The following is a 22,827-nucleotide window of genomic DNA, read 5'->3' on the forward strand; positions in this document are numbered from 1 at the left end:
ATAAAAAAGAGCATGGCAAACGCCCAAAACCGCATTTGATTATCAGCGTTTACCGGATCATGCTTACCGTACTTCATCGAGATGAAAGCCGCGTACGGCAGAACATAATGATATAGCTTATCTTAAAATATCCATTTTTGTCAAGATTGTGCCTTTATAGTTTCAAAAATTCTGCATTATCAATATTGTAAGAGAGATACGCCGTCCTTCTGTGCAAAATTTTATCCAAAATTTTGCGCATTTTTTTCAACAAGCGGACAAACGCATCAGGTAGCGTAAATAAGAACCGCGGAAAAATTGAAACTGTGAGACCATTTGAACCGCGCAGAGGTTCAACTCTGGTCGAATAGTCTCAATTTTTTTTCCGCGGAGTCGTTAAAAAACAACCTGATGCGTTTGCCCTGTTTACAGTTTGGTCAAAGGGATTGTTATCGTCATTGCCTCGCCTATTAACACCTTGTGTTTTTTGAAATTGCCGGGAAATCCTTTTCCGTCATAGTTACTGAAGCCGTACGGTTCTTTTGGTATGCCTATCGCATTTGTATTGAGTTTTCCGTCGTTATTGACATCGTGATACACGCAAAAAGCATACTCGCCGGCCTTTAGCTGTATATGATACACCGCTTGTTCTCCGGTTACAGCCAGTTCGGCAGTTTGATACGGGAGCCGTTTGTTAAAACTTTCCGCTGAATCATGAATACTTATCACAATCGCCCCCGAATGTTCTTGTATACCGGTAACGACGATTTCAACATCGTAGTGCACTTCGCTCTGCGTTGTTTGGGCATACGCTGACCAAAGACACATCAGACAGAAAAATACGGCACATGTTTTTTTCGTATTTATCTTTTTCATGTTGTTTTCTCCTCTCCATAATTTTCAAAGCGGCACTGTTCGAATACGTCCGTACCTATCAGTGTGATCGCCTTTGTAGGACAGTTGTTGATACATCGATAACATATCGTGCAGTTTCCGGGACAAAATACGGCTTTATTGTTTTCGATATGCAATGATTTTGAGGGACAATGTGCCGCACATATTCCGCAGCCGATGCAGCGATCCGTTCGGATTTTAAGCTGCTCAGTCAGTTTTTTTGCATGCCGTTTAAACCACAGGCGTTGTCCGAATAAACCTGCAATGTGATGCAAAAGGGACAAGCCGTCTTTGGGATAGATGCCCCGCTTTATACCATCTGCCGTTTGTTCAATTTTTTTTTCTGCCACCAATATGAGAGTTCTATTTTCTTCAAGCGTTTTTTTCAAAAGCTTTACATCGGCAATACAGTCCGGCATTCGTATGTGCAAACCTCCTGTAACAACGGCGCCGTATTTTTGAAGCAGCCGCGCCGCAAGTCCCGCGCCGTCTCCGCTAAAAAGCCCCATCGTCGCAATAACGAAAACGCGCTTTTTGCAAAACATATCGGCATGTTCTACAATAAACGTTTTTACAATACGCGGAATGTCGCTGAAATAAATGGGGTAACCGATCACAATTTCATCCGATATGCGTAAGACTTCAAGGGCTTCTCTTGTTTCGATGCTGAAAGCCTTGCCTCCCGTTGCTTTTACTAATACTTCCATGCAGTATTTTGTATTGCCCGTTCCGCTAAAATAAATACCATTCATAGTATGTCCTTATATCGCTACTTTACCGCTGCCCGCTGAAAATGAGCACTGCTTAAAAAAGACGGTTCAAGCAAATCCATAAAATCGGTGATTTTTTCTTTCCAATTTTTGTCGTAGCGGACATTTTTCATTGTTGCCAATGCCGTCAGTCCGTGTATAAAAGCCCATGTCGTTATAAGAATATCGTTTTGCTTTTCTTTTGAAACCGTACTTTGATCGAGCAATGAAAGAACGCTATTTTTATACAGAATAAAGGGGGTGTAATTTTCCTCATCCGGTATCGATAAAGTTAAATCCACCTTGATATCGGAGTTGGCATACAAAAATTGAAAATAAGAGGGATTTTCAATGAAAAAAGAAACATAGGCTATACCTATATCTTTTAATAATGCGGCAGGATTTTTATTTTCGACGATAGCCACCTCGAGTATTTGCGAAAAACGCTCGGTGATATGCAGCTGCATTGCGCTCAACAATTCTTCCTTGTTGTGAAAATGACTGTACGGAGCAGCATGACTGACTTTACAGGCAGCTGCCGCTTTTCTCAACGAAAAAGATTGCAAGCCATCGGCGTTAACAATTTCGATTCCTTTTTCAATCAATAGATTTTTTAGATCCTTGCGGTGGTAAGGTAAATTCGACGTACACATAAGCTCCTCTCAATCTTTACACTGACAAGATGGTAACTTATAATCTTTACAATGTCAAGATTATAATCTTTACTTGTATGCAAAATTTTACATAGAGTTTATTTTATACGGAAGGATAAACACTCATTTTCCACCGCCTTTACTTTTTCGGCCGATTATAGTATGATAGCTCGATTTTCATAAAGAACGGGAACTTCTATCATTATCATCATTTTATAGAATACCCCATAATTCATAGGATACCGCTAAAAATCACCCTTTTATCGGTTCCCTTCATTTTATTCTCTAAGGATAGTGCATGACAACGCCTTCATATTCAGCGGAAAATATTACGGTTTTAAAGGGGCTGGACGCCGTCCGCAAGCGCCCCGGAATGTATATCGGCTCTACCGGTCCCGACGGGCTGCATCATTTGGTGTACGAAGTTGTCGACAACTGTATCGACGAAGCGATGGCGGGCTATTGCGATACCATTTTAGTCGTATTGGAAAAAAACGATACCGTCAGGGTAGAAGATAACGGACGCGGTATTCCCGTCGATATTCACCCCGAAGAGGGCGTGAGCGCGCTGGAGTTGGTTTTGACACGGCTCCATGCAGGCGGTAAATTCGACAAGGGTTCGTACAAGGTTTCCGGCGGTTTGCACGGTGTCGGTGTTTCTGTTGTAAACGCACTTTCCACCAGTATGGAAGCGATTGTTTGCAGGGACGGCTTTGAATATGTGCAGAAATTTGCCGCCGGTGAACCGCTCGGCCCGGTTGCCAAACGAGGAGAAACGCAAAAGCGCGGCACTACCATCCGCTGGACTGCCGACCCGACTATTTTTACCGAAACGACCACCTATAACTTTGACGTACTGGCAGTCCGGTTGCGCGAACTCGCCTTTTTGAACAACACCATCAGCATCGTATTGCGGGATGAGCGGCTTTCTACACCCAAAGAAGTTACTTTTGCCTTTGACGGCGGTCTTTCTCACTTTGTGCGTTACCTGAACGAGAACAAACAGGTGCTGCCAAAAGAACCGATCTATTTTGACGGTGAAAAAAACGATGTCATTGTTGAACTTGCAATGCAGTACAACGACGGTTATAAAGAAAACATCCTTTCCTTTGTCAACGATATTAACACGCGCGAGGGCGGTACCCACCTCGAAGGTTTTAAAACGGCGCTCACTCGCGTGATGAATGAATTCTTGAAAAAAAACGCCAAGCTTTCTAAAAAGATGGAAAAAGAAGAAAAGCTGATGGGCGAAGACGTGCGAGCCGGTTTAACGGCGGTACTGTCGGTCAAAGTCCCTGAGCCTCAGTTTGAAGGACAGACGAAGACCAAGCTCGGCAACAGCGACGTACGCAGCATTGTTGACACCTTTATCAACGAAAAGCTCACCCTCTTTTTTGAGCAAAATCCGACCGAAATCGATAAAATCCTCGAAAAAGCAGTCGGTGAAGCAACCGCCCGTATCGCAGCACGCAAGGCGAAGGAAGCGACCCGCCGGAAAAGCGGCCTTGACAGCTTCGGACTGCCGGGAAAACTCGCAGACTGTTCTTCAAAAGATCCTGAAAAATGCGAAGTCTACATTGTAGAAGGTGATTCTGCAGGCGGTTCCGCAAAGAAGGGGCGCGACAGCAAAACGCAGGCAATTTTGCCGCTGTGGGGAAAGATGCTGAACGTCGAAAAGACCCGGCTCGACAAGGTGATGAGCAATGAGAAACTCCAGCCGATTATCGCAACGCTCGGTACCGGCATCGGCGAGGACTTTAACCTTGATAAAATCCGGTATCATAAGATTATCATCATGGCTGATGCCGACGTGGACGGTTCCCATATCCGCACGCTCTTACTCACCTTCTTTTTCCGCTATATGCCGGAACTGATCGAGCACGGCTATGTGTATCTCGCAATGCCGCCGCTCTATAAAATTTCCTACAATAAGAAAGAATGGTATGTATACGATGATAGCGAACGGGACAGTATTTTGAATGAAATCGGACGCAACATCAGCCCCGCGGTGCAACGGTACAAGGGTTTGGGTGAAATGGACGGCACGCAGCTCTGGGAGACAACGATGGATCCCGCCCGCCGTAAGATGATGCGGGTAACCCTGCCCGATGCGGTAGAGGCAGATCGGATTTTCAGCACACTGATGGGCGAAGAAGTAGAGCCGCGCCGCAAGTTTATCGAAGAAAATGCGGTGTACGCAAATCTCGATGTGTAATGGAGCATAAAACGTGGAAGAGATAAAAACGCCGGAAGGCGGGGTGTTAATCCCCATTCCAATTGAAACTGAAGTAAAACGTGCATATATAGACTATTCGATGTCGGTTATTGTGAGCCGCGCGCTGCCTGATGTGCGGGATGGCTTGAAGCCGGTACACCGCAGAATCCTCTATTCAATGGAAGAAAAGAACTTGCGCTATTCGGGGCCGACGCGAAAATGCGCTAAGATTGTCGGTGATGTACTGGGAAGCTACCATCCGCACGGCGATGCTTCCGTCTACGATGCGCTTGTCCGGTTGGGGCAGGATTTTTCGCTCCGGTATCCGGTAATCCATCCGCAAGGAAACTTCGGTACCATCGGAGGCGACCCGCCTGCAGCCTACCGTTATACGGAAGCAAAGATGGCGCGGCTTGCAGAGTCGATGGTAGAGGATATCAAAAAAGACACCGTTGATTTTATTCCGAACTTTGACGATTCTACGCAGGAGCCGATCGTATTGCCCGGGAAGTTTCCATTCCTATTGGCGAATGGTTCAAGCGGTATCGCCGTCGGTATGGCAACCAATATGCCGCCGCACAACCTACGTGAAATTGCTCAAGCGGTCTCCGCCTATATCGACAATCCCGACATTACCATTGATGAGCTTGCTAAGTATATTAAGGGGCCGGATTTTCCGACCGGCGGCATTATCTTCGGCAAAAAAGGCATCCGGCAGGCATTTAAAACCGGACGCGGAAAGATTTTAGTCCGCGGCAGGTTTAATATTGAAGTTGACAAAAAAGGCAAGGAAACGATTATCTTTACCGAAGTGCCTTATCAGGTAAACACCACGGCGCTCGTTGCTAAAATCGGTGAACTTGCCCGTGAAAAAGTGATAGAAGGGATTGCAGCCGTCAACGATGAAACCTCAGACCGCGCCGGCTTACGGCTGGTTATCGAGTTGAAGCGGGGAGCAATCGCAAAGGTGGTGCTGAACCAACTCTTTTCCAAGACAGCGCTGCAGTCATCATTCGGCGTTATCAACCTTGCGTTGGTGGATGGGCGGCCGCAGACCCTGACGCTCAAGCAGCTGGTCGGCTACTTTGTTGCGCACCGCCAGGAGGTTGTTACCCGCCGCGTCCGCTTCGACCTGAAAAAAGCTGAAGAACGCGCCCATATTTTACGCGCCCTTATCGTCGCCATCGACAACATCGATGAGGTGATTAAGATTATCCGCGGCTCCCGCGATACGGCAAGCGCCAAGAACGCGTTGATGGAGCGGTTTTCGTTTGATGACATACAGGCGCAGGCAATCGTTGATATGCAGCTCAAGCGCCTCACCAGCCTCGAAATTGAAGACCTCCGCAAGGAATTGCAGGAGCTTGAACTGCTGATTGAACATTTGAAAGACCTCTTGGCGCATCCTGAAAAAATTCTTGCGCTTATTAAGCAGGAAACCGATGAGCTTGCAGAGAAATTCGGCGACGACCGCCGTACCGATATTGTCAGCGATGAGGTAGAAGAGATTAACATCGAAGACCTCATCAAAAAAGAGCAGATGGTGGTACTGGTTTCCAACCTCGGCTACATCAAGCGGGTACCGGTTACCGCCTACAAGCGGCAGAACCGCGGCGGCAAGGGGTCTAACTCGGCAGCCTTGGTTGAAGATGACTTTGTCGACCAGATTTTCACCGCGTCCACGCATGACTATATCATGTTTATCACCAATGAGGGGAAGGCGTACTGGGTTAAGGTACACGAAATCCCCGAAGCGAGCCGTACAAGCCGCGGTTCTCATATCAAGTCGCTGCTCGCTGTATCTTCCGACGAGGAAATTACCACGATTGTATCCTTAAAAGAGTTTAGTAGCGACACATACCTACTGATGGCGACGGCAGGCGGTATTGTGAAGAAGGTGCAGACCGATAGCTTCCAAAATGCCAAAACGCGCGGTATTATCGCCATTAAGCTCGATGAAGGGGATAAGCTCGTGAGTGCAATCCTTACCACCGGTAAAGATGAGCTAATGCTGGTAACCCGGCACGGACAGGCGCTCCGCGTTTCCGAAACCGAAATACGCGACCAAGGCCGCGCTTCGCATGGGGTAATCGGTATTCGGTTGTCCGGCGGGGATGAGCTGACCGGCGCGCTTCGGATTAACGGCGGTAAGCTCCTCGTGATGAGCGAGAACGGCTACGGCAAGCGGGTTGATTTTTCCGAGTTTTCTCCGCATGGGCGCGGTACAGGCGGGCAAAAGGTGTACACCATTACCGAAAAAACCGGCGAAGTGGTCGGATTGCTTGCCGTCGCTGACGATGACGAAATTGTCTGCATCACCGGACAGGGAAAGACCATCCGCGTGCAGGTTTCTTCTATTAATGTGATGGGACGCGCCGCGCAGGGTGTTAAAATTCTCGATATCGAAAGCCCCGACCAGCTCATCGGGTTGGATGTGGTTGCACGCGAGGATGAAGAAGACATCGCGCCGCCCGCTTCGGAAACAACCTTCAACGGAGAGCTTGACCTCGACGGCGGGGATGCTTAACATAAAAAAAGGCGTATCGGCTTCTTTTTAAGGAACCGATACGCCTTATAAATTAAACCCTTTTATCTAACCGTATAGGAACCTCTAAAAATGAAAATCTTTAGAGGTTCCCGCAATTTTCAGATAGATAGGAAGTTCGGGATTAATACCAGCCTCTTACCTTCATCGCTTCATCAATTCTCTTGATGGACTTCATGTAAGTTGCCTGGCGGAACGAAACATTCTTTTCTTGCTTCAATGCCCAAATCGGGTTGAATGCGTCGACCATTGCGCGCTCTTCTTTCTCTTCAACTTCTTTTTCAGTCCAGTAGTAGCCGTAGAGGTTCTGCACCCATTCAAAGTAAGAAACGGTAACGCCGCCGGCATTGGTCAGAATATCGGGAGTAACGAGGATTCCTTTCTTGTAAAGGATATCGTCCGCTTCCAACGTGATGGGGCCGTTTGCACCTTCACAAATCAATTTTGCTTTGATCAAGTTGGCTTCGTGCTCTTTAATCGCGTTTTCCATTGCGCAGGGGCTGATAACATCGACATTCAATGCCCAGAAGTCATCGAGAGAAATTTTCTTCGCGCCGGGTACGTGGAGCAAGCTGCCGTCTTTTGTTTTTGCATCGTTCAATTCTTCAAAAGTAAAGCCGCTTTCCTTATAGGTCGCGTATGTGCCTTCTTTCTTATCGAATTCTGCAACTGCAACAACTTTTCCGCCCAACTTGATGATGTTCTTAACGGTGAACTTTCCAACATTTCCGAAACCCTGAACGGCAACGGTTGCTTTCTTTAAATCCATACCGATTGCTTTGCATGCTTCACGCATAACAACAGCAACGCCGAAACCGGTTGCTTCGTTTCTTCCCTTGGAACCGCCGTAGGTGAGCGGCTTACCGGTAAATACACCGATGGTCTGCTCGCCGGTCAGCTTATTGTATTCATCCTGCATCCATGCCATGATCTGGCCGTTGGTATTGACGTCCGGAGCAGGTACGTCTACTTTTTCGCCCAAATACTTATACAAACCGCGTACCCAGCCGCGTGAGAGCTGCTCAAGTTCGCGCTGAGAAAGTTCGGAAGGATCAACAGTGATACCGCCCTTTCCGCCGCCGTAGGGAATACCGGTTACTTGGCATTTAATACTCATCCAAATAGAAAGAGCTTTTACTTCATCGGCATTAACATTTTGATGGAAGCGAATTCCGCCCTTGTAGGGGCCGACCGCATCGTTATGCGCAGATCTATATCCCTTAAATACTTTGATAGAACCGTTATCCATCTTTACCGGAATGGAAATTTCGATCATCCGCTGCGGTTCCTTCAATAATTCATATACCGCGGGATCCGTACCCAAAGCATCGCATGCTTTTTTTACTTGTGCCTGTGCATTCGCCAACGGGTTTAAGGTTTCTTTGCTCATAAAACTCCTCCTCAATAAGTTTCAGCAAACAATTATATTATGGTAAAAATGGAACTAAAAACTTTAGCTATACTCATTTTACCTCGCTTATATTATCTATAAGTATAGAGCCGAAATTGCTAACAGTCAAGCAAAAATTTACCGTATCTTCAGGGTATTAGAATAGCATCGATGTTGTTGTTCGGAATAAATAACTTAAACGAGGAAGAAAATTGCTGCAAGAACCGCACAAAGTAAAAGGACTACCCCGTATACCCATAAAGGTAAGGGATCGGTGTCAGTGCGGGCATCGGCTTCATGTCCGACGTATTGCACAATACGGAATTTCTTTTTTTTTAGCTTTTTTGTAGTATCCTTTTTGTTCTCTTGCTGATCAGGAGTGAACGCATAACCGCATGAGGGGCATCCGTCTTTAAACTCTTTATGTGTTCCGGTAAATCCGCAACTGGGACACCGCACGGAGGCAAAAAAACGGCCGCAATGAGGACAGATCACTGCATCACGACGCACTTCTGCATTACAATTTTCACAAAAAAACTTAGGTTGTTTATTCATATACTTAGCTTGAACACGAACAGCCGCCTGAGCATCCGCAGCCTCTACTGCACGAATGAGCCGATTTGCTTTTCCCTTGCGAAGAGGAACCTTGCACATCAGCCTTCTTCGCATCTGCAGATGCAGATGCTTTTTGTGTATCGGTTTGATAAAAACCTTTACCGGTAAAATTTAATCCAAAACCAGCCGAGAATACTTGATGAGCAGATGCTCCGCATTGCGGACAAACTATAGCGGGCGTATCGGTCATTTTATGCTGTACCTCGAAAGAAGCTCCGCAAGAATCGCACATATAGTCATACGTAGGCATAAGCCCTCCACAGATCAATCAAGTAATTAAAACGCTCTATTAGCAGCCGAAGTTATACCTTCCTTAAAATGCAACGGTTGAGAGAATATCAATTCTCGAGAACCGATGCATTATGCCATTTCGGAATGAAATGAGAAATGGCATACAATAAGCAAGTTTTCGGTAGAAAACTTGACGGTTAACGAGGCTGCGCAATGTTAGCAGCCGAAGTTATACCTCGCAGCATTGTAATGAGCTCTGTTTCTGTAATATCGGCATTTTCTACAAAAATAAAAGAGTCTTGAACGGAAAAAGCTCCATTCAAACCATGACTCAGAAGCAACCGGACTACAAGAGCCGCGCGAGCGTCTGTTGCTTCAAATACCGCGGAACACCGATACATTGAGTTGATATCTCTTTTCAGATAAAGCTCTATCGACCGTATCGGCAGCTCAATATCCTCTAAGCCTAACAAAGCGGATACTACGGAGCCTCCCGAACGGGCATATAAGCCGATTTCACCTACCCTACCGGCTTCACTCAGCGCCTGAAATCGGGGCGGAAATATTGGGGGTTGAGGCTCGGCTATCCGTTGCAAAAACGCTGCCGAATTCCGTTGATTGCCGCCTAAGCACATAAAGGCTATTTTTTCCTGAACCACTATATCAGCAACCGCAGAAGAATAATAGGTACGATTGTTCAGTGCTGCCGCGCGGCGTTTTTCCCAACCGTCTTTTTTAGAAAATAGCAAATCTCCCAAACTGACAGGATAAGAACCGCTCGAAACAACGGTTACCGATGGCGGCGCCCCGTAGTCTGCACCGATATACAGTACCGATGTCCGGTTTAAGTACTGCAGAGCGGTTCTCTCCGGCACAAAAGCGGTAAACAGAGCTTTTAAAAGCGGTTCGTTCCCGATAACCGGAGCAACTATATACACATCGGCGTCCGATCCAACAGCACCGAATGCTCGTATATCATACTCAACAGAACGTGATACGCAGCTGCTTGCCAGTATAAGTGCCGCAATAATACAGCCGACTCCGAATATTTTAGAAAAGTAAAGCTTTTGCATGTAATTCCCCTTATCTTGAATGATTCAACCTTGAGGAAGACGCAAAAGTTAGTTGTTTTTTCGCCATCCCAGCCCACTATAATACGTACGAGGACATACTGTCAATTTGAAATCATCAGAATATTGTGGATTTTCTAATATTGGCGAAAATTAAAAATATACCGGGCTGCTCCTGTTGAAACATATCTGTTATGAGTTTTGTTTTATGTCTTTCGCAGCAGCAGCTACTATCAATAAATGTTTTAGACACGGTATAATTTTTCCCTTGTCCATTTCTCATCGCTTGACGCTGCATTTAGTAAGTGCGCACATTAAAAGATCAAAATGAAAAGAGAACTTTGAAATTATAGGCTACCGGTTATTCATTTATTTTCTAAAAAACTATATGATTTTCAGTCTTCCTAACGAGATGCCAAAGTTTTTATCTGCTTTGAAAACGGTATTATGATTTTCTATATGATACTATAGTTTTTATTTTACCATTGTCATAGAATTCATAATCATAATACGTATCAAAAAGACCATCTGTTTCAGAGATTTTGTTACCCATAGTGTCATATTCATAAATTGTCATATTGATCTTTTCATCTTCATAGATTGTTTTCTTTGAAATTAAATTATCGTTATCATCATATTCATAAAACTTTTCACCTAAATAACTTTTTTCATAAATTTTATTTCCATGGGAATCATATTCATAATATGTAGTTCCATCTTTTAGAGAATTTTTATAAGTACATTTTCTAAAGTCATCTGTATATTTCCACCATTCATGATGTTCACCAAGTACTGCCTGATTATATCTATGAACTAATTTATGATTTTCATATTCTGCATGGTAATTTAAATATGGTACACCACCAATCGTGCTATGAAAATATATCATATCGCCATTTGAGTCATATTCGTAAAAGTATTCAATTTTCCATTTTTCGCATCATAAAAAAATATTTCCGCTTTATCTGCTGATTTCATAATTCTCGCACGTTCAGTCCATTCACGGTTGTAGGTAATGTAACGGCTAGCTGCAAACATTGGGAGCTTTTCTAAATAGTTGGTTTTATGAATATAACAACCGTTTCCATTGTACCTACCAGCAACAAGCAAACTTGATTTTGCATCTGGATTATCAAAACCCACACTATCAGCCACTAAATAGCAAAGCATATCTTTACTGTAAAGCGGTTTTATTCTCTTTTTTACTGAATCATCTGCTTCTAGTCCATTGAGACCAGTTAAAATACCATCAAAGGTTGATTCCCTAAAATCGGATTTCTCATAATACTTTGTACTAAAAAGTTCATGAATTTTTTTCACAGGCAATATGAGTTCATCAGAGATAGAATAATCGTATACTTAGGGTCATCTATATACTGCTTTATAACTTCATTTTCTACATACTCTTTTGAAAGTGCATCCGCCGATGTGTCGCTTACTCATTTTATGAGCCGTGTTGAAAAAAAATTAGAAAAAAGCGATACGCAGGAAAACGATTAAAAGTGTATAGCACCACAAAAAAAGAGACTGCCGATATCATTTCAGCAGTCTCTTTTTCCGTCGTATTCAGGTGGGGGAAAGGGCAAGCCCTTTCCCCCACCACGTGATGTTCATTCTTTAAGCGCCATGATGAGGATACCGATCGTATAAATATGTATGCACACCATGATTGCTCGGAAAATAAGCGATAGAAGCTCGCCTTGCCCAATATAAATAGAAGTCGGTCCGTCAGCACCGCCTATTATTGCAATTGCACACGCACTATAAAATGAGGTAAAGACCGTCGTCGCTTGCGCTTGCAGCGGAATGAGACCTATGTTTAATATCAGCGCTATTATCAATAGCGTTTTCCGTACACTTCTTTTCATACTCTGCAATTTCAGAGGCTCTACCTCTTACACTCCAGCCGCCTTCTCCAGCGCGATATGCCAGCAAAGCCCATCGCCCATGTCGAGCTCGGAGGCAGTCTTTCCTGCAGGCAGCTCGACCCCAAAGACCGCCTCGACAGCCAAGGTCTCATTCATCAGGTAGTCCTTGTTTGCCTCGAACGCTTTTTGCAAGAGGTGCTTCCCGTCCGTATCGGTGCCGGAAACGGAAAGCGTAATCCGGTCGGTTACTTCAAGCCCGGACTCCTTCCGCAAGTTCTGCACTGCGCGGACGAGGTCGCGGATATAGCCTTCCAGCAGCAGCTCCTCGGTTACCTGCGTGTTAAGCGCAACCGTCAGTGTCCCTTCGTTCAGCACCTTGAGGTTCGCCTTTTCAATGCGGTTCAGGATCACCTTGCCGGAAGTCAGCTCAACGGCTTGCCCCTCAACATCAATACTCAAGGTTGCGCCGTCAAAGAGACTTTCGATTTCCGCGGAAGAGAGTTTTTCAATCTGAGCCGCTGCGGTTTTCATCTTTGCGCCGAGCTCTTTTCCCAGCACCTTAAAATTCGCCTTGGCGGAATACTCAACCAGCTCATCCTCTTTGTCGTGGAAGATCACCTCTTTCACATTCAGCTCTTCCATAATGCTGCTTTCCATTTCGCGTAAAACCGACTTCTCCTGCTGGTTCTTCGTAACAATTTCTACAGCTTTGAGCGGCTGGCGAATTTTCAAATTGAATTGATACCGGAGCGCCCGTCCCATCGACACAGCTTTTTGTACCGTCTCCATCTTAAATTCAAGCTCGGTATCCCGCGCCGCTTCCGCATAGACGGGGTAATCCGCCAAGTGTACGGAAAGGGGATCATCCGCTGTTCTCAAGTTTTGCCAAATCGATTCGGTGATAAACGGTACAACCGGAGCCGCGACCAGTGCAAACTTCTTGAGCGCGCGGTACAAAGTCTCGTAGGCTTGCGCCTTATCGCCGTCGTTTTCGCTCTTCCAGAAGCGGCGGCGGGAGCGGCGGATATACCAGTTGTTCAGCTGATCGATATATGCAACAATCGGGTCAATCGCCTTCGTAAGGTCGTAATCGTCCAACGCCGCCGTTACATCAAACACAAGCTTTTCAGTTACGGAGAGAATCCAGCGGTCAAGCGGATTGTTCAGCTCTTTCACAAAGGCAGCGATGTGGGCATCCGTGCCGTCGAGTTTCGCATGAGCAGGCGGCGTAACACCGTCGATATTCGCATACGTCACGTAGAAGCTGTAGCTATTCCACAGCGGAATTAAAATACCTTTCAGAATATCGCGCACACCGTCATCGGAGTATTTCAAATCCTCCGCCTTAACCACGTTTGAATGCATCAGGAACAAGCGCAGCGCATCCGCCCCGAACTGCTGGACAACCTCATTGGGATCAGTATAGTTCCGCAGAGACTTAGACATCTTTTTCCCGTCGGTTGCCAACACCAGTCCGTTGACAATGCAGTTCTCAAACGCGGGGCGGTCAAACAGCGCAGCCGCCAAGACAGTCAGCGTATAGAACCAACCGCGGGTTTGATCCAGCCCTTCGGAAATAAAATGAGCGGGGAAGTGCTCTTCAAAGTATTTTTTATTCTCAAAAGGATAGTGCACTTGCGCATAGGGCATCGCACCGGACTCAAACCAGCAGTCCAGCACTTCCGGAACACGGTACATCGTTTTGCCGCACTGCTTACACGGTATGGTAATCTTGTCAACAAAGTGCTTATGCAAGTCTTCAGGATAAACACCGCTCAATGCTTTCAGTTCATCGCGACTTTCCACACAGAGGGAGTGTCCGCAGTCGGGATTGGAACACTTCCAAATCGGCAGCGGATTTCCCCAGTACCGGTTACGGCTGATTGCCCAGTCGCGGGCGCCTTCAAGCCACTTTCCAAAGCGTCCGTCTTTGATATGAGCGGGCTGCCAATTGATCTTGCTATTTGCCCGCAGCATCGCGTCCTTTACCTTTTCCACCGAAACAAACCAGCTGCTGACGGCACGGTAAATGAGCGGGCTTGAACAGCGCCAGCAGTGCGGATAGGCGTGCAGGATTTGATCCCGTTTCACCAGTTTCCGCTCAGCCTTCAGCCGCTCCATAATATCTTTATCAGTATCTTTTACAAAGCGTCCCTGATAGTCCGGAACCTCCGCTGTAAACTTACATTCGGCATCAACAGGGCAGATCATCGGTATTCCGCTGCCCTTGAATAGCGTACTATCCTCTTCACCAAAGCCCGGCGCCGTATGGACAATACCCGTACCGTCTTCCGTCGAAACAAAGTCGCCGATTAAGGTTTGGAACGCACCCCGTCCTGCATCATCGGAACTGCCGTCCTCTTTTACGGTCAAATGCGCAAAATACGGGAAGAGCGGCTCATAGCAGATACCTTGCAGCTCTGCGCCTTTTTTCTTCCATACAATGGTGCATTTTTCTGGTTCGCGGTAGTACGCAGCTAAGCGGGATTCGGCAAGAATATAGTGCTCACCCTCATCGGCAACCAGCACGTAGTCGATATCCGCGCCGAGCGCAAGCCCCAGGTTGCTCGGCAGTGTCCACGGGGTGGTCGTCCACGCCAAAAGATAGGTATTCGGCGGAAGCGGCTCCGCAGCAAAAGTTTTCGCCGCAGGAGTGCCGGCAACGGTATACCGCGCCTTAAAGCGGATGGTAATCGCAGGGTCGTGTACATCCTTATAACCGCCGAGATTCAGCTCATGATTGGAAAGTACCGTGGAACAGCGCGGGCAATACGGCAAAATATAATGCCCCTCATACAACAGCCCCTTCTCCCACAGCTGCTTCATCACCCACCAAATCGACTCCATATATGCCGGTTCCATCGTCTTATAGTCGTTATCAAAATCAACCCAGCGCCCCAGCCGATTAATCGTATGCCGCCACTCCTTCACGTACCGCAGCACACTCGCCCGGCACGCCTCATTAAACTTGGCAATACCGTATTTTTCAATGTCGGTCTTCGAGTTCAGCCCCAGCTCTTTTTCGATCAAGTTTTCTACCGGCAGCCCATGACAGTCCCATCCAAACCGCCGCTCAACCTTCTTCCCCTTCATCGTCTGATAACGCGGAATAATATCCTTAATCGTACTCGGCACAAAATGCCCAAAATGCGGCAGCCCCGTTGCAAAGGGCGGGCCGTCAAAAAACACGTACTCATCAGCCCCTTCACGCTGCGCAACAGACTTCTTAAAAACATCGTGATCTTCCCAAAAGCGCAAAACCGCTTCTTCCTGTTTCGGAAAATCCACCTTAGGATCAACCGGTGTATACATACCTCATACTCCTTGTCTATAAAAGGCGTTATCTGGAACCCCTAAAACTTTAATCTTTAGAAATGCCCCTCTTTCACTAAAACGCACATCTATTTATTCTTACTAGTTTCAATTTTTTGTGTTGTTATGTCAATATTTGGGCGGCTTTTTGCTTACGCAAAAACCGGTCTCCGGCTCCAATCTTTTTCCCGTGCCTGCATCATCGGAGGCAGGTTTTTCCGCTCCCGCTCCAAAACTGCCGCATACCTGAAAACAAACGGAAAAAAGGATATCCGCCTCTGCCCTTCCGCTGAACAGTCCCTTGACGGCATTTCCTCCGTTAGTATATAGTACAAGTAAGGAAAGTAAGGAGATGTTTTATGGAACTGGCAAAAGTAACATCGAAAGGGCAGATCACTATTCCTCTTGTAATACGAGATATGCTTGGGTTAAAAAGCGGTGATAAAGTTTTTTTTGAAGAAAGCAAAGGAAAAGTGTATATTGCAAATGCTTCTCAAATAACTTTGTCAAATATTCAAACTCAAATGCGAGGAGAGGCAGAAAAAGAAGGCTTTCAAACGGAAGATGATGTTGTTGCATACATCAAAGAATTAAGGAAAACACGTTGAGAGTTTTCGTAGATACCAATATCATTATTTCTGCGATACTTTTTCCCAATGCTAAAGTTGCTAAAGTTTTTTCTCATTTAATTGAAAAGCACACGGTAATAATTGCTTCATACATAAAAGACGAATGTAAAGAAGTTTTTGAAAAGAAATTTCCATTAAAAAAAGAACAGTTGAATATTTTTTTTAATGGAATCAGGTTTGAAGAATTTAAGACTCCCGAAAAAATTGATGAAAAGAAATATCCGGAAATTCGAGATATAAAAGATTTACCGGTTCTTGTATCTGCAATTTTATCCGATTCGGATATTTTAATCACAGGTGATAAGGATTTTGAAGATATAAAAATTGATAAACTACTCATCTTTACACCGGCAGCGTATTTTGAATTGATTTAAGTTTGAGCTTTCCATTATGGACTTCTGATTTCACCAAGAGGAAAAATTGATATGAAATGCCCTATTTGCAAGTTTTGAAAAATGCAAATAGGGTTTTGGCAAGTTGTACTTACCAGCGGCAATACAACAGTTATTTTCCGTAATGTTCCTGCACAAATTTCTAGAGCCTGTCAGGAAAACTGTGTAAATGGATATGTACGTATTAGCAAACAACTTTCATACCAAAGCATTTAAAATAGTTAGTAAGTATTATATTTTTTAAAAGAAAGTTGGGATTATTTGCTCTTTAATCGGGTGTATCGAAGAATATGATTACCTACATCGAAACGGGTAAACGCCCCCCCACCTTAAATACACTGTTAAAATTATGTACGGCAATGGGAATTGATCCATCTGTATTATTTCCGCAGAATAGCATTTTGTCAAAAGATGAGGCTAAAAAAACAATTATTAATCTCATTGAAATGTATCTATAACTGATACATTGCTGCGACAGATTTACCGAAGCACCAATCTAAGAAACGTTCATAACAAAACAAATGTCAGATTTGAAGCGGGTGATGAGATTTTCTATCTTTTACCAAATAGTTTTTACATTATATGACGGAATATTTCCGTCCGTAGTTACGATTGTTAAATCATTTTCAAGTGCTTGTGAGATTAAAATTCTATCAAATGGGTCATTATGTTTTACATTATCTTGAAACGGCAAATTTCGAATTCTGTTGAAATCATCAAGTGTAATCGGAAGTTTTCTAAATCCTGCTCGTCTGCACATCTCATCTATTTCATATACAGTATGAGTAAATTCCAATTTTTTCTTACTTTGTTTTATTGAAATCTCCCAAAATGAAGCATAACTGTAAAAACAAACATTAGATTCAATGATATTTTTAGTACTTTTCGATAATCGCTCATTCCCAAATAAATACCAAAGAATTGTATGAGTGTCGAGCAAGTACTTCATTACATATACTCCGCAAAATCTTCGAGAGGGTCATCAAAATCCGGAGACATATAAAAAGGTTCATTTTTCCAAACGCCAAAAAGAGACTTCTTTTCAGAAATAGCATCGTCTTCAGGAAATTTCAATTTTATCAGGCGGATAAAATCAACAACCTCACTTATTGCAGCATGAGGGAGCGTTGCAAGTTCTTTTTCTAAAACTGTATAAGGCATATATGGTCTCCTATACAATTCTCTAAAAATCTACCCAAGTTCTTAGAGATGCTCTATTATATGATAAATTCATCAAATTTTCTACATCTCGCATCAGATTTCTATTCCGTTTTCTTCGGAATAGAAATCGTCGTAAAATCCGAGTTGATAACCCGTTTTCCTATATCCGTGCCAGCGCTCCCATCGGATCCCATGGTTCAAGTTGTACGAGCGGCTGTTTTAAGGCGTCGAGCCATTTTTGCTCGACAAAGGTCTTTTCTACCATAATCTGATAGGTATACTCATCGAACCACGCATCGGACATCGAGAACATCCCCTTTTTGCCCGATTCATCACCCCACGAATTTTCTACCTGCCATTTAATCGGCTTTCCTGATTTATCCAGATCGACGCCGGTCAGTACCATTGCGTGGGTAAGAAGGCTGTCGCCGTAATCGAGCCGTTCGGCCTTGGTAAATTCAGGCAGTTCACCGAGCGTTTTATCGTAGAGATAGACTTCGGTATCCATAATACCTTCGGGGCGGCAGATATACGGCCCCATATCGCAGCCGAACCAGACTGGTTTACCGGCTTTAATCGATTCAATAGCCGCCGTTTTAAGCACGTCGATCGGCACATTGATATAGTGAATGGGTTCCGCTTCTTTCACGGTACCGAGGAACTTTACCGTGTAGGCTCTGCCGTAAGGCTTATCCGCCGTCGGCGCATTGATTAAGCTGATTTTATTGTTTAAATCCCAGCCGACATACTCTTTAAAGAACTGCTGCGGGGTAATCTGCTCTGCTTTGTGAAACTTCTTATCCTTATCGCGGCATTCAAAGTCGAATACGCGCGGCGGTTCACCGAGCGCCTTAACCAAAAAGCTGTATACATGTGAAAGATAGGTTTCTTTGTCTGCACGGAGTTCTTTGATAGACTTTCCTGCCTTGTGCCCGTCCCGCAACAGCTGCGCATATTTGCGGAGGCGATGGGTTAATTCGGCAACAAAGAAGCGCGTATCGGAAGAATGGAAGGTTTCGGGCATCACATCCTTAGGCACGGCGCCGTATTTTTGCAGAATACCGGAGAACATATCCCACTGTCCGCCATCCTGAATAGGATTGGCCAGCAAATGCGCGAGCAACCGTCCTTCAAGCGGTTCGTCAAGGGTTTCCAAAATGCTTTCAAAAAAGTAATTGGATTTTTCGAGTTTATCCCAAAACAGCGTGTAGTTCTGGGAAAGCTCGAAGGTTTCCAAGTTGAGCTTTTTCATTATTTCTACACGGGCGGCATTTAGCGAAGCAAACATCCAGCAGCGTCCGCTCTTCTTTTGATTGGTAATTTCTCCGCGCTCTGTTTCGTGAGAAAAGCAAAAATTGTGGCGGCGGCGGACATCATAGTTAAATGATGCATCCTCGATGCCGCTCTTGGCGACAGCCCCTGCAATAACTGCATTCGACGGGTCTGCACGATAGTCGCTTTCAAACTTTTTTAAAAGTTCAGGTGAAATATTCATATATAACTCCTCTCGGTTTGATGTACCGTATGTAAACTAACGGTAATCATAATACATCGCATAGGCTATAAAATCAACCTTTTAGCAATGCAGCACATCGACTGCGCCGTATCCAGCCCAGCACTTTTGAAAAGAGCCAACGCAGATACGTATATTTTCAAAAGGAACGCATTATGGTATAATAAAAAGCGATATCAATGTATTTTAATATTGCTAATGAGGTTATACATGGGAAACATGAAGGTGCGGAGTACAACCGTTATTGCCGTCAGACGCAACGGAAAGGTTGCGATGGCAGGCGACGGACAAGTTACGATGGGGCAAACGGTAATGAAAGGCAATGCCCGCAAGGTCCGCAAGATTTATGACGGCAAAGTGATGACCGGTTTTGCCGGTGCAACGGCAGATGCCTTTACACTGCTCGAAAAGTTTGAAGGGCGGCTCAAGGAATACGGAGGCGACATTACCCGCGCTGCGGTCGAGCTTGCCAAAGAGTGGCGCACCAACAAAATGCTGAAAAATCTTGAAGCGCTGCTGCTGGTCGCGGACGCAAAGACCATTTTACTGATTTCCGGAAACGGGGATGTCATTGAACCGCAGGAAGATGTGCTCGCAATCGGATCGGGCGGCAATTATGCGTATGCCGCAGCGCTCGCCCTACTCCGCAACACAGACCTATCAGCCCGCGAAATTGCGGAAAAGAGCTTAAATATCGCCGGGCAGATTTGCGTATACACCAACGAAAACGTACATATAGAGGAAATATAAGGTATAAGGAAGAAACAATGACAATCAACTTGGATGAACTCACTCCTCCGCACATCGTGGCGGAACTGGACAAATATATTATCGGGCAGACAAAGGCGAAAAAAGCTGTTGCCGTTGCTCTGCGGAATAGGACACGACGGCTCAAATTGAGCGAAGAGATCCGCGAAGAAATTGCGCCGAAGAATATTCTGATGATCGGGCCGACCGGCGTAGGTAAAACCGAGATTGCCCGCCGGCTTGCAAAACTTTCGGGAGCGCCGTTCCTTAAAGTAGAGGCGACAAAGTACACCGAAGTCGGCTATGTCGGCCGTGATGTCGAATCGATGATCCGCGACCTGATGGCTGTCGGTTACTCTATGGTAAAAAGCGAGATGCAGGAAACGCTGAAAGCACAGGCGGAAAAAAACACGGAAGAAATCCTCCTTGACCTTTTACTGCCGGGTTCCAACAAAAAGAAGCGGAATCGGAAAGAAGGTGCTAAGCCGCTTTTAATCGCCGGATCGGAACATGATGCGGATGCTGAAAATAACAAAGGAATCCGAATAGAAGTCAATTCGATAGAAGACAGCGGACAAGCCGAAGACGATATGCACGAAACAAGGGAAAAATTCCGCAAGATGCTGCGGGACGGCAAATTTGAAGATAAAATGGTAGAAGTTTCCGTACAACAGTCCGGTATGCCGAGTTTTGAAATCTTTGCCGGCGGTTCCAGCATGGAAGACCTCGAAAGTGCGATGTCGAATATCAGCAGTATGCTGATGGGCGCGGGTAAAAACAAGCGTAAAACGACCAGCGTAAAAGAAGCCCGCATGGTCATTATAAACGATCAGCTCGATAAGCTCGTCGATCACGATAAAATCGTAGAGGAAGCCAAAGAGCGGGTTGAGCAAATGGGCATCATTTTTATCGACGAAATCGATAAAGTTGCATCAAAAAGCGAGCGGAGCAGCGGCATCGACGTGTCCCGCGAAGGGGTACAGCGCGATATCCTTCCAATCGTAGAAGGTTCCAAAGTCAACACAAAGTTCGGCGTCGTGGATACCCGCCACATCCTGTTCATCGCGGCGGGGGCTTTCAGCATTTCAAAACCGAGCGACCTTATTCCCGAATTTCAAGGGCGCTTCCCGCTGCGGGTAGAACTGGAATCGCTCCATGCGGAAGACTTTAAGCGGATTCTGCTTGAACCTAAGAACGCATTAACCAAACAATACAAAGCATTGCTCGAAACCGAAGGACTTACCGTCATCTTTAAAGATGAAGCAATCGACCGCATGAGCAACCTCGCAGCAGAGGTCAACTCAACGATGGAAAACATCGGTGCCCGCCGCCTCCACACAATCATGGAAATGCTATTGGAGGAAATTTCGTTTAATGCAAGCGGCATGACGGAAAAAACCGTCGAAATAGACCGCGCGTACGTCGATGAGCGCTTGAAGGACATTGTACAGGATCAAGATTTATCCCGTTATATTCTATAACGTTCCTTAAGAGAAATTTTATAATGCCGATATATGAGTATACGAATAGCTTAATAGAAATAGATAGGAGTTGAGATGCACATAAACAGTTTTCAAAAGACAGTTGATCTTTTACACCGTGCGCTTGATGTAAACGCCCTTCGCTATACCGTGTCGGCAAATAACCTTGCAAACTCGGAAATACCGGATTTCAAGCGGACATCGGTCAATTTTGAAACGGAGTTAAAACATGCGCTCGATTCCGAAAAACGGGCTGCCGGTCAATTTCAGTTAACGGTAACCAATCCGAATCATATTAAGTCGGACGGTGTTATTGACTATCGTTCGGTTTCTCCGCGCCGCGTGCTGGACTATACCACGACGGCAAAGGCAAACGGCAACAACGTAGATGCTGAAGAAGAAGCAATGACTATCCTCAAGATTCAGATGCAGTATCAGCTGTTAAGTCAGATGACCGGTTTTCAGTACAGCCAAGTACAGTCGGTGTTAAAATAAGGAGCGGTAAATGGGTATCTTCAGCAGTATCAACATAGCGGCGACCGGTATGAGCGCCGAACGGTTACGGACGGATGTTATTTCCGATAACATCGCCAATGCTTCCACCACCAGTTCACAGGAAGGGGGATATTTCCGCCGCAGCCGCGTCGTTCTTGCGCAGAAAAATGACGGCATCGATTGGCGGCTTCCCTTTGTTTCTTCCGATATGGATAGAGGCGTCGGAACGGGTGTCCGCGTAACCGGTATCGAAAAAGATAACTCCGAACCGCGGCTTTCCTATGAACCCGACCATCCCCATGCAATACTTTCGGGGCCGAAAGCGGGTTACGTGGAATATCCGAATGTGAATATCGTAACAGAAATGGTTGACCTGATTTCTGCATCCCGCTCGTATGAAGCGAATGCGGCAGTTGTTCAGGGTTCAAAAGAAATGTTTCAGCGTGCGCTCGAGATCGGACGCTAACGAGATAAGGGGCACCTATGACTATTACCAATACGGCAACCTTGTATAAGGTTCCGGCTATTATGAAAAATCCGGCAATAGCGCCGATCGCCGTCGATAACTTCCGCAGCCGCATGGTTTCTGATACGGATTTAGTTGACACGGCAGTAAATAAAAAAGCAATGAGCTTTGAGCAAACCCTGCTCAAGGCCTTTGACGAAGTAAATGCAAAACAGCAGCGGACTGCGGAACTCGGACAACAGATGATTGTCGATCCGGAATCCGTAGATGTACACGATATTACCATCGCAATGGCGGAAGCCGGTATGTCGCTGAAAATTGCACAGACGCTGATAGACCGTGTCGTAAAAAGTTGGAATGATATTACCATAACCAGATAATGGAGCTGTTATAATTATTGTAGCAGGTTCGTTCAGTAAGGG

The 22,827-nt window shown here is 45.4% G+C and carries 24 protein-coding genes; 10 read left to right on the forward strand and 14 right to left on the reverse strand.

The genetic code is table 11. From position 1 onward, the window contains the following. Positions 1-405: 405 nt before the first annotated feature. The 3 genes from E4N66_RS08830 to E4N66_RS08840 are packed head-to-tail and all read right to left on the reverse strand — an operon-like array spanning position 406 to position 2,275. Positions 406-855, reverse strand: a complete 450-nt coding sequence (locus E4N66_RS08830) for a DUF2141 domain-containing protein (protein WP_253727726.1) — start codon at positions 853-855, stop codon at positions 406-408. Beyond that, positions 852-1,625, reverse strand: a complete 774-nt coding sequence (locus E4N66_RS08835; protein ID WP_253727727.1) for an EFR1 family ferrodoxin — start codon at positions 1,623-1,625, stop codon at positions 852-854. Before E4N66_RS08835 ends, E4N66_RS08830 begins: the two co-directional genes overlap by 4 nt. 17 nt (positions 1,626-1,642) lie before the next feature. Beyond that, complete coding sequence (locus E4N66_RS08840; protein ID WP_253727728.1) at positions 1,643-2,275, reverse strand: TetR/AcrR family transcriptional regulator; 633 nt, start codon at positions 2,273-2,275, stop codon at positions 1,643-1,645. A 298-nt stretch (positions 2,276-2,573) separates the two neighbouring features. On the opposite strand from E4N66_RS08840, the gene gyrB reads away from it, so the two are divergent. Together gyrB and gyrA are read left to right on the forward strand one after the other, a co-directional pair. Next, a complete protein-coding gene (gene gyrB, locus E4N66_RS08845; protein WP_253727730.1) occupies positions 2,574-4,490 on the forward strand; it encodes a DNA topoisomerase (ATP-hydrolyzing) subunit B in 1,917 nt (638 codons plus the stop codon). Positions 4,491-4,503: 13 nt separating this feature from the next. Continuing rightward, the gene (gene gyrA / locus E4N66_RS08850; protein WP_253727731.1) at positions 4,504-7,017 is read left to right on the forward strand and encodes a DNA topoisomerase (ATP-hydrolyzing) subunit A; all 2,514 of its coding nucleotides are present in this window, start codon (positions 4,504-4,506) and stop codon (positions 7,015-7,017) included. Positions 7,018-7,159: 142 nt separating this feature from the next. On the opposite strand, the gene E4N66_RS08855 is transcribed toward gyrA, so the two are convergent. The 8 genes from E4N66_RS08855 to ileS form a co-directional block, all read right to left on the reverse strand. Beyond that, on the reverse strand, positions 7,160-8,425 hold the full coding sequence (locus tag E4N66_RS08855; protein WP_253727732.1) for a Glu/Leu/Phe/Val family dehydrogenase: 1,266 nt from the start codon (positions 8,423-8,425) through the stop codon (positions 7,160-7,162). Positions 8,426-8,620: 195 nt separating this feature from the next. Next, positions 8,621-8,980, reverse strand: coding sequence for a double zinc ribbon domain-containing protein (locus tag E4N66_RS08860; protein ID WP_253727733.1), 360 nt, complete (start codon positions 8,978-8,980; stop codon positions 8,621-8,623). 4 nt (positions 8,981-8,984) lie between these two features. Next, positions 8,985-9,290: an FmdB family zinc ribbon protein gene (locus E4N66_RS08865; RefSeq protein ID WP_253727734.1), complete on the reverse strand. Its 306-nt coding sequence runs from the start codon at positions 9,288-9,290 to the stop codon at positions 8,985-8,987. 178 nt (positions 9,291-9,468) lie between these two features. Beyond that, positions 9,469-10,344 carry a hypothetical protein gene (locus E4N66_RS08870; protein WP_253727735.1) on the reverse strand — a complete coding sequence of 292 codons (876 nt, stop codon included), beginning with the start codon at positions 10,342-10,344 and terminating at the stop codon, positions 9,469-9,471. 442 nt (positions 10,345-10,786) lie between these two features. Next, a complete protein-coding gene (locus E4N66_RS08875) occupies positions 10,787-11,230 on the reverse strand; it encodes a hypothetical protein (protein ID WP_253727736.1) in 444 nt (147 codons plus the stop codon). Continuing rightward, complete coding sequence (locus E4N66_RS08880; RefSeq protein WP_253727737.1) at positions 11,227-11,661, reverse strand: hypothetical protein; 435 nt, start codon at positions 11,659-11,661, stop codon at positions 11,227-11,229. Before E4N66_RS08880 ends, E4N66_RS08875 begins: the two co-directional genes overlap by 4 nt. 290 nt (positions 11,662-11,951) lie before the next feature. Then, positions 11,952-12,209, reverse strand: coding sequence for a hypothetical protein (locus E4N66_RS08885; RefSeq protein WP_044013158.1), 258 nt, complete (start codon positions 12,207-12,209; stop codon positions 11,952-11,954). 27 nt (positions 12,210-12,236) lie between these two features. Next, the gene (gene ileS, locus E4N66_RS08890) at positions 12,237-15,521 is read right to left on the reverse strand and encodes an isoleucine--tRNA ligase (RefSeq protein WP_253727738.1); all 3,285 of its coding nucleotides are present in this window, start codon (positions 15,519-15,521) and stop codon (positions 12,237-12,239) included. Positions 15,522-15,880: 359 nt separating this feature from the next. Between ileS and E4N66_RS08895 the strand changes: the two genes are divergently transcribed. The 3 genes from E4N66_RS08895 (at position 15,881) to E4N66_RS13155 (ending at position 17,000) form a co-directional block, all read left to right on the forward strand. After that, positions 15,881-16,129: an AbrB/MazE/SpoVT family DNA-binding domain-containing protein gene (locus E4N66_RS08895; RefSeq protein WP_044013163.1), complete on the forward strand. Its 249-nt coding sequence runs from the start codon at positions 15,881-15,883 to the stop codon at positions 16,127-16,129. Continuing rightward, entirely contained in the window at positions 16,126-16,524 is a 399-nt protein-coding gene (locus tag E4N66_RS08900; protein WP_253674039.1) for a putative toxin-antitoxin system toxin component, PIN family, read from the forward strand. The genes E4N66_RS08895 and E4N66_RS08900 overlap by 4 nt, the downstream gene beginning before the upstream one ends. 308 nt (positions 16,525-16,832) lie before the next feature. Continuing rightward, positions 16,833-17,000, forward strand: a complete 168-nt coding sequence (locus E4N66_RS13155; RefSeq protein ID WP_371922413.1) for a helix-turn-helix domain-containing protein — start codon at positions 16,833-16,835, stop codon at positions 16,998-17,000. 101 nt (positions 17,001-17,101) lie between these two features. On the opposite strand, the gene E4N66_RS08905 is transcribed toward E4N66_RS13155, so the two are convergent. The 3 genes from E4N66_RS08905 to E4N66_RS08915 form a co-directional block, all read right to left on the reverse strand. Then, positions 17,102-17,491 (reverse strand): type II toxin-antitoxin system VapC family toxin, encoded by a 390-nt coding sequence (locus E4N66_RS08905; RefSeq protein ID WP_253727739.1) that lies wholly within the window; start codon positions 17,489-17,491, stop codon positions 17,102-17,104. Then, positions 17,491-17,703: a DUF2281 domain-containing protein gene (locus E4N66_RS08910; protein ID WP_253674037.1), complete on the reverse strand. Its 213-nt coding sequence runs from the start codon at positions 17,701-17,703 to the stop codon at positions 17,491-17,493. The genes E4N66_RS08905 and E4N66_RS08910 overlap by 1 nt, the downstream gene beginning before the upstream one ends. Before the next feature lie 160 nt (positions 17,704-17,863). After that, positions 17,864-19,198, reverse strand: a complete 1,335-nt coding sequence (locus E4N66_RS08915) for a C1 family peptidase (protein WP_253727740.1) — start codon at positions 19,196-19,198, stop codon at positions 17,864-17,866. 228 nt (positions 19,199-19,426) lie between these two features. On the opposite strand from E4N66_RS08915, the gene hslV reads away from it, so the two are divergent. The 5 genes from hslV to fliE all read left to right on the forward strand — a co-directional run bounded on the left by hslV (position 19,427) and on the right by fliE (position 22,785). Continuing rightward, entirely contained in the window at positions 19,427-19,966 is a 540-nt protein-coding gene (gene hslV, locus E4N66_RS08920) for an ATP-dependent protease subunit HslV (protein WP_253674036.1), read from the forward strand. 17 nt (positions 19,967-19,983) lie between these two features. Next, the gene (gene hslU, locus E4N66_RS08925; RefSeq protein ID WP_253727742.1) at positions 19,984-21,444 is read left to right on the forward strand and encodes an ATP-dependent protease ATPase subunit HslU; all 1,461 of its coding nucleotides are present in this window, start codon (positions 19,984-19,986) and stop codon (positions 21,442-21,444) included. 75 nt (positions 21,445-21,519) lie between these two features. Next, positions 21,520-21,939, forward strand: a complete 420-nt coding sequence (gene flgB / locus E4N66_RS08930; RefSeq protein WP_044013177.1) for a flagellar basal body rod protein FlgB — start codon at positions 21,520-21,522, stop codon at positions 21,937-21,939. A gap of 10 nt (positions 21,940-21,949) precedes the next feature. After that, entirely contained in the window at positions 21,950-22,405 is a 456-nt protein-coding gene (gene flgC, locus E4N66_RS08935; RefSeq protein ID WP_016524168.1) for a flagellar basal body rod protein FlgC, read from the forward strand. A gap of 17 nt (positions 22,406-22,422) precedes the next feature. After that, positions 22,423-22,785, forward strand: coding sequence for a flagellar hook-basal body complex protein FliE (gene fliE / locus E4N66_RS08940; RefSeq protein ID WP_016524169.1), 363 nt, complete (start codon positions 22,423-22,425; stop codon positions 22,783-22,785). Positions 22,786-22,827: the final 42 nt, after the last annotated feature.

Source organism: Treponema sp. OMZ 857 (genome assembly GCF_024181085.1).
Lineage (GTDB): Bacteria > Spirochaetota > Spirochaetia > Treponematales > Treponemataceae > Treponema.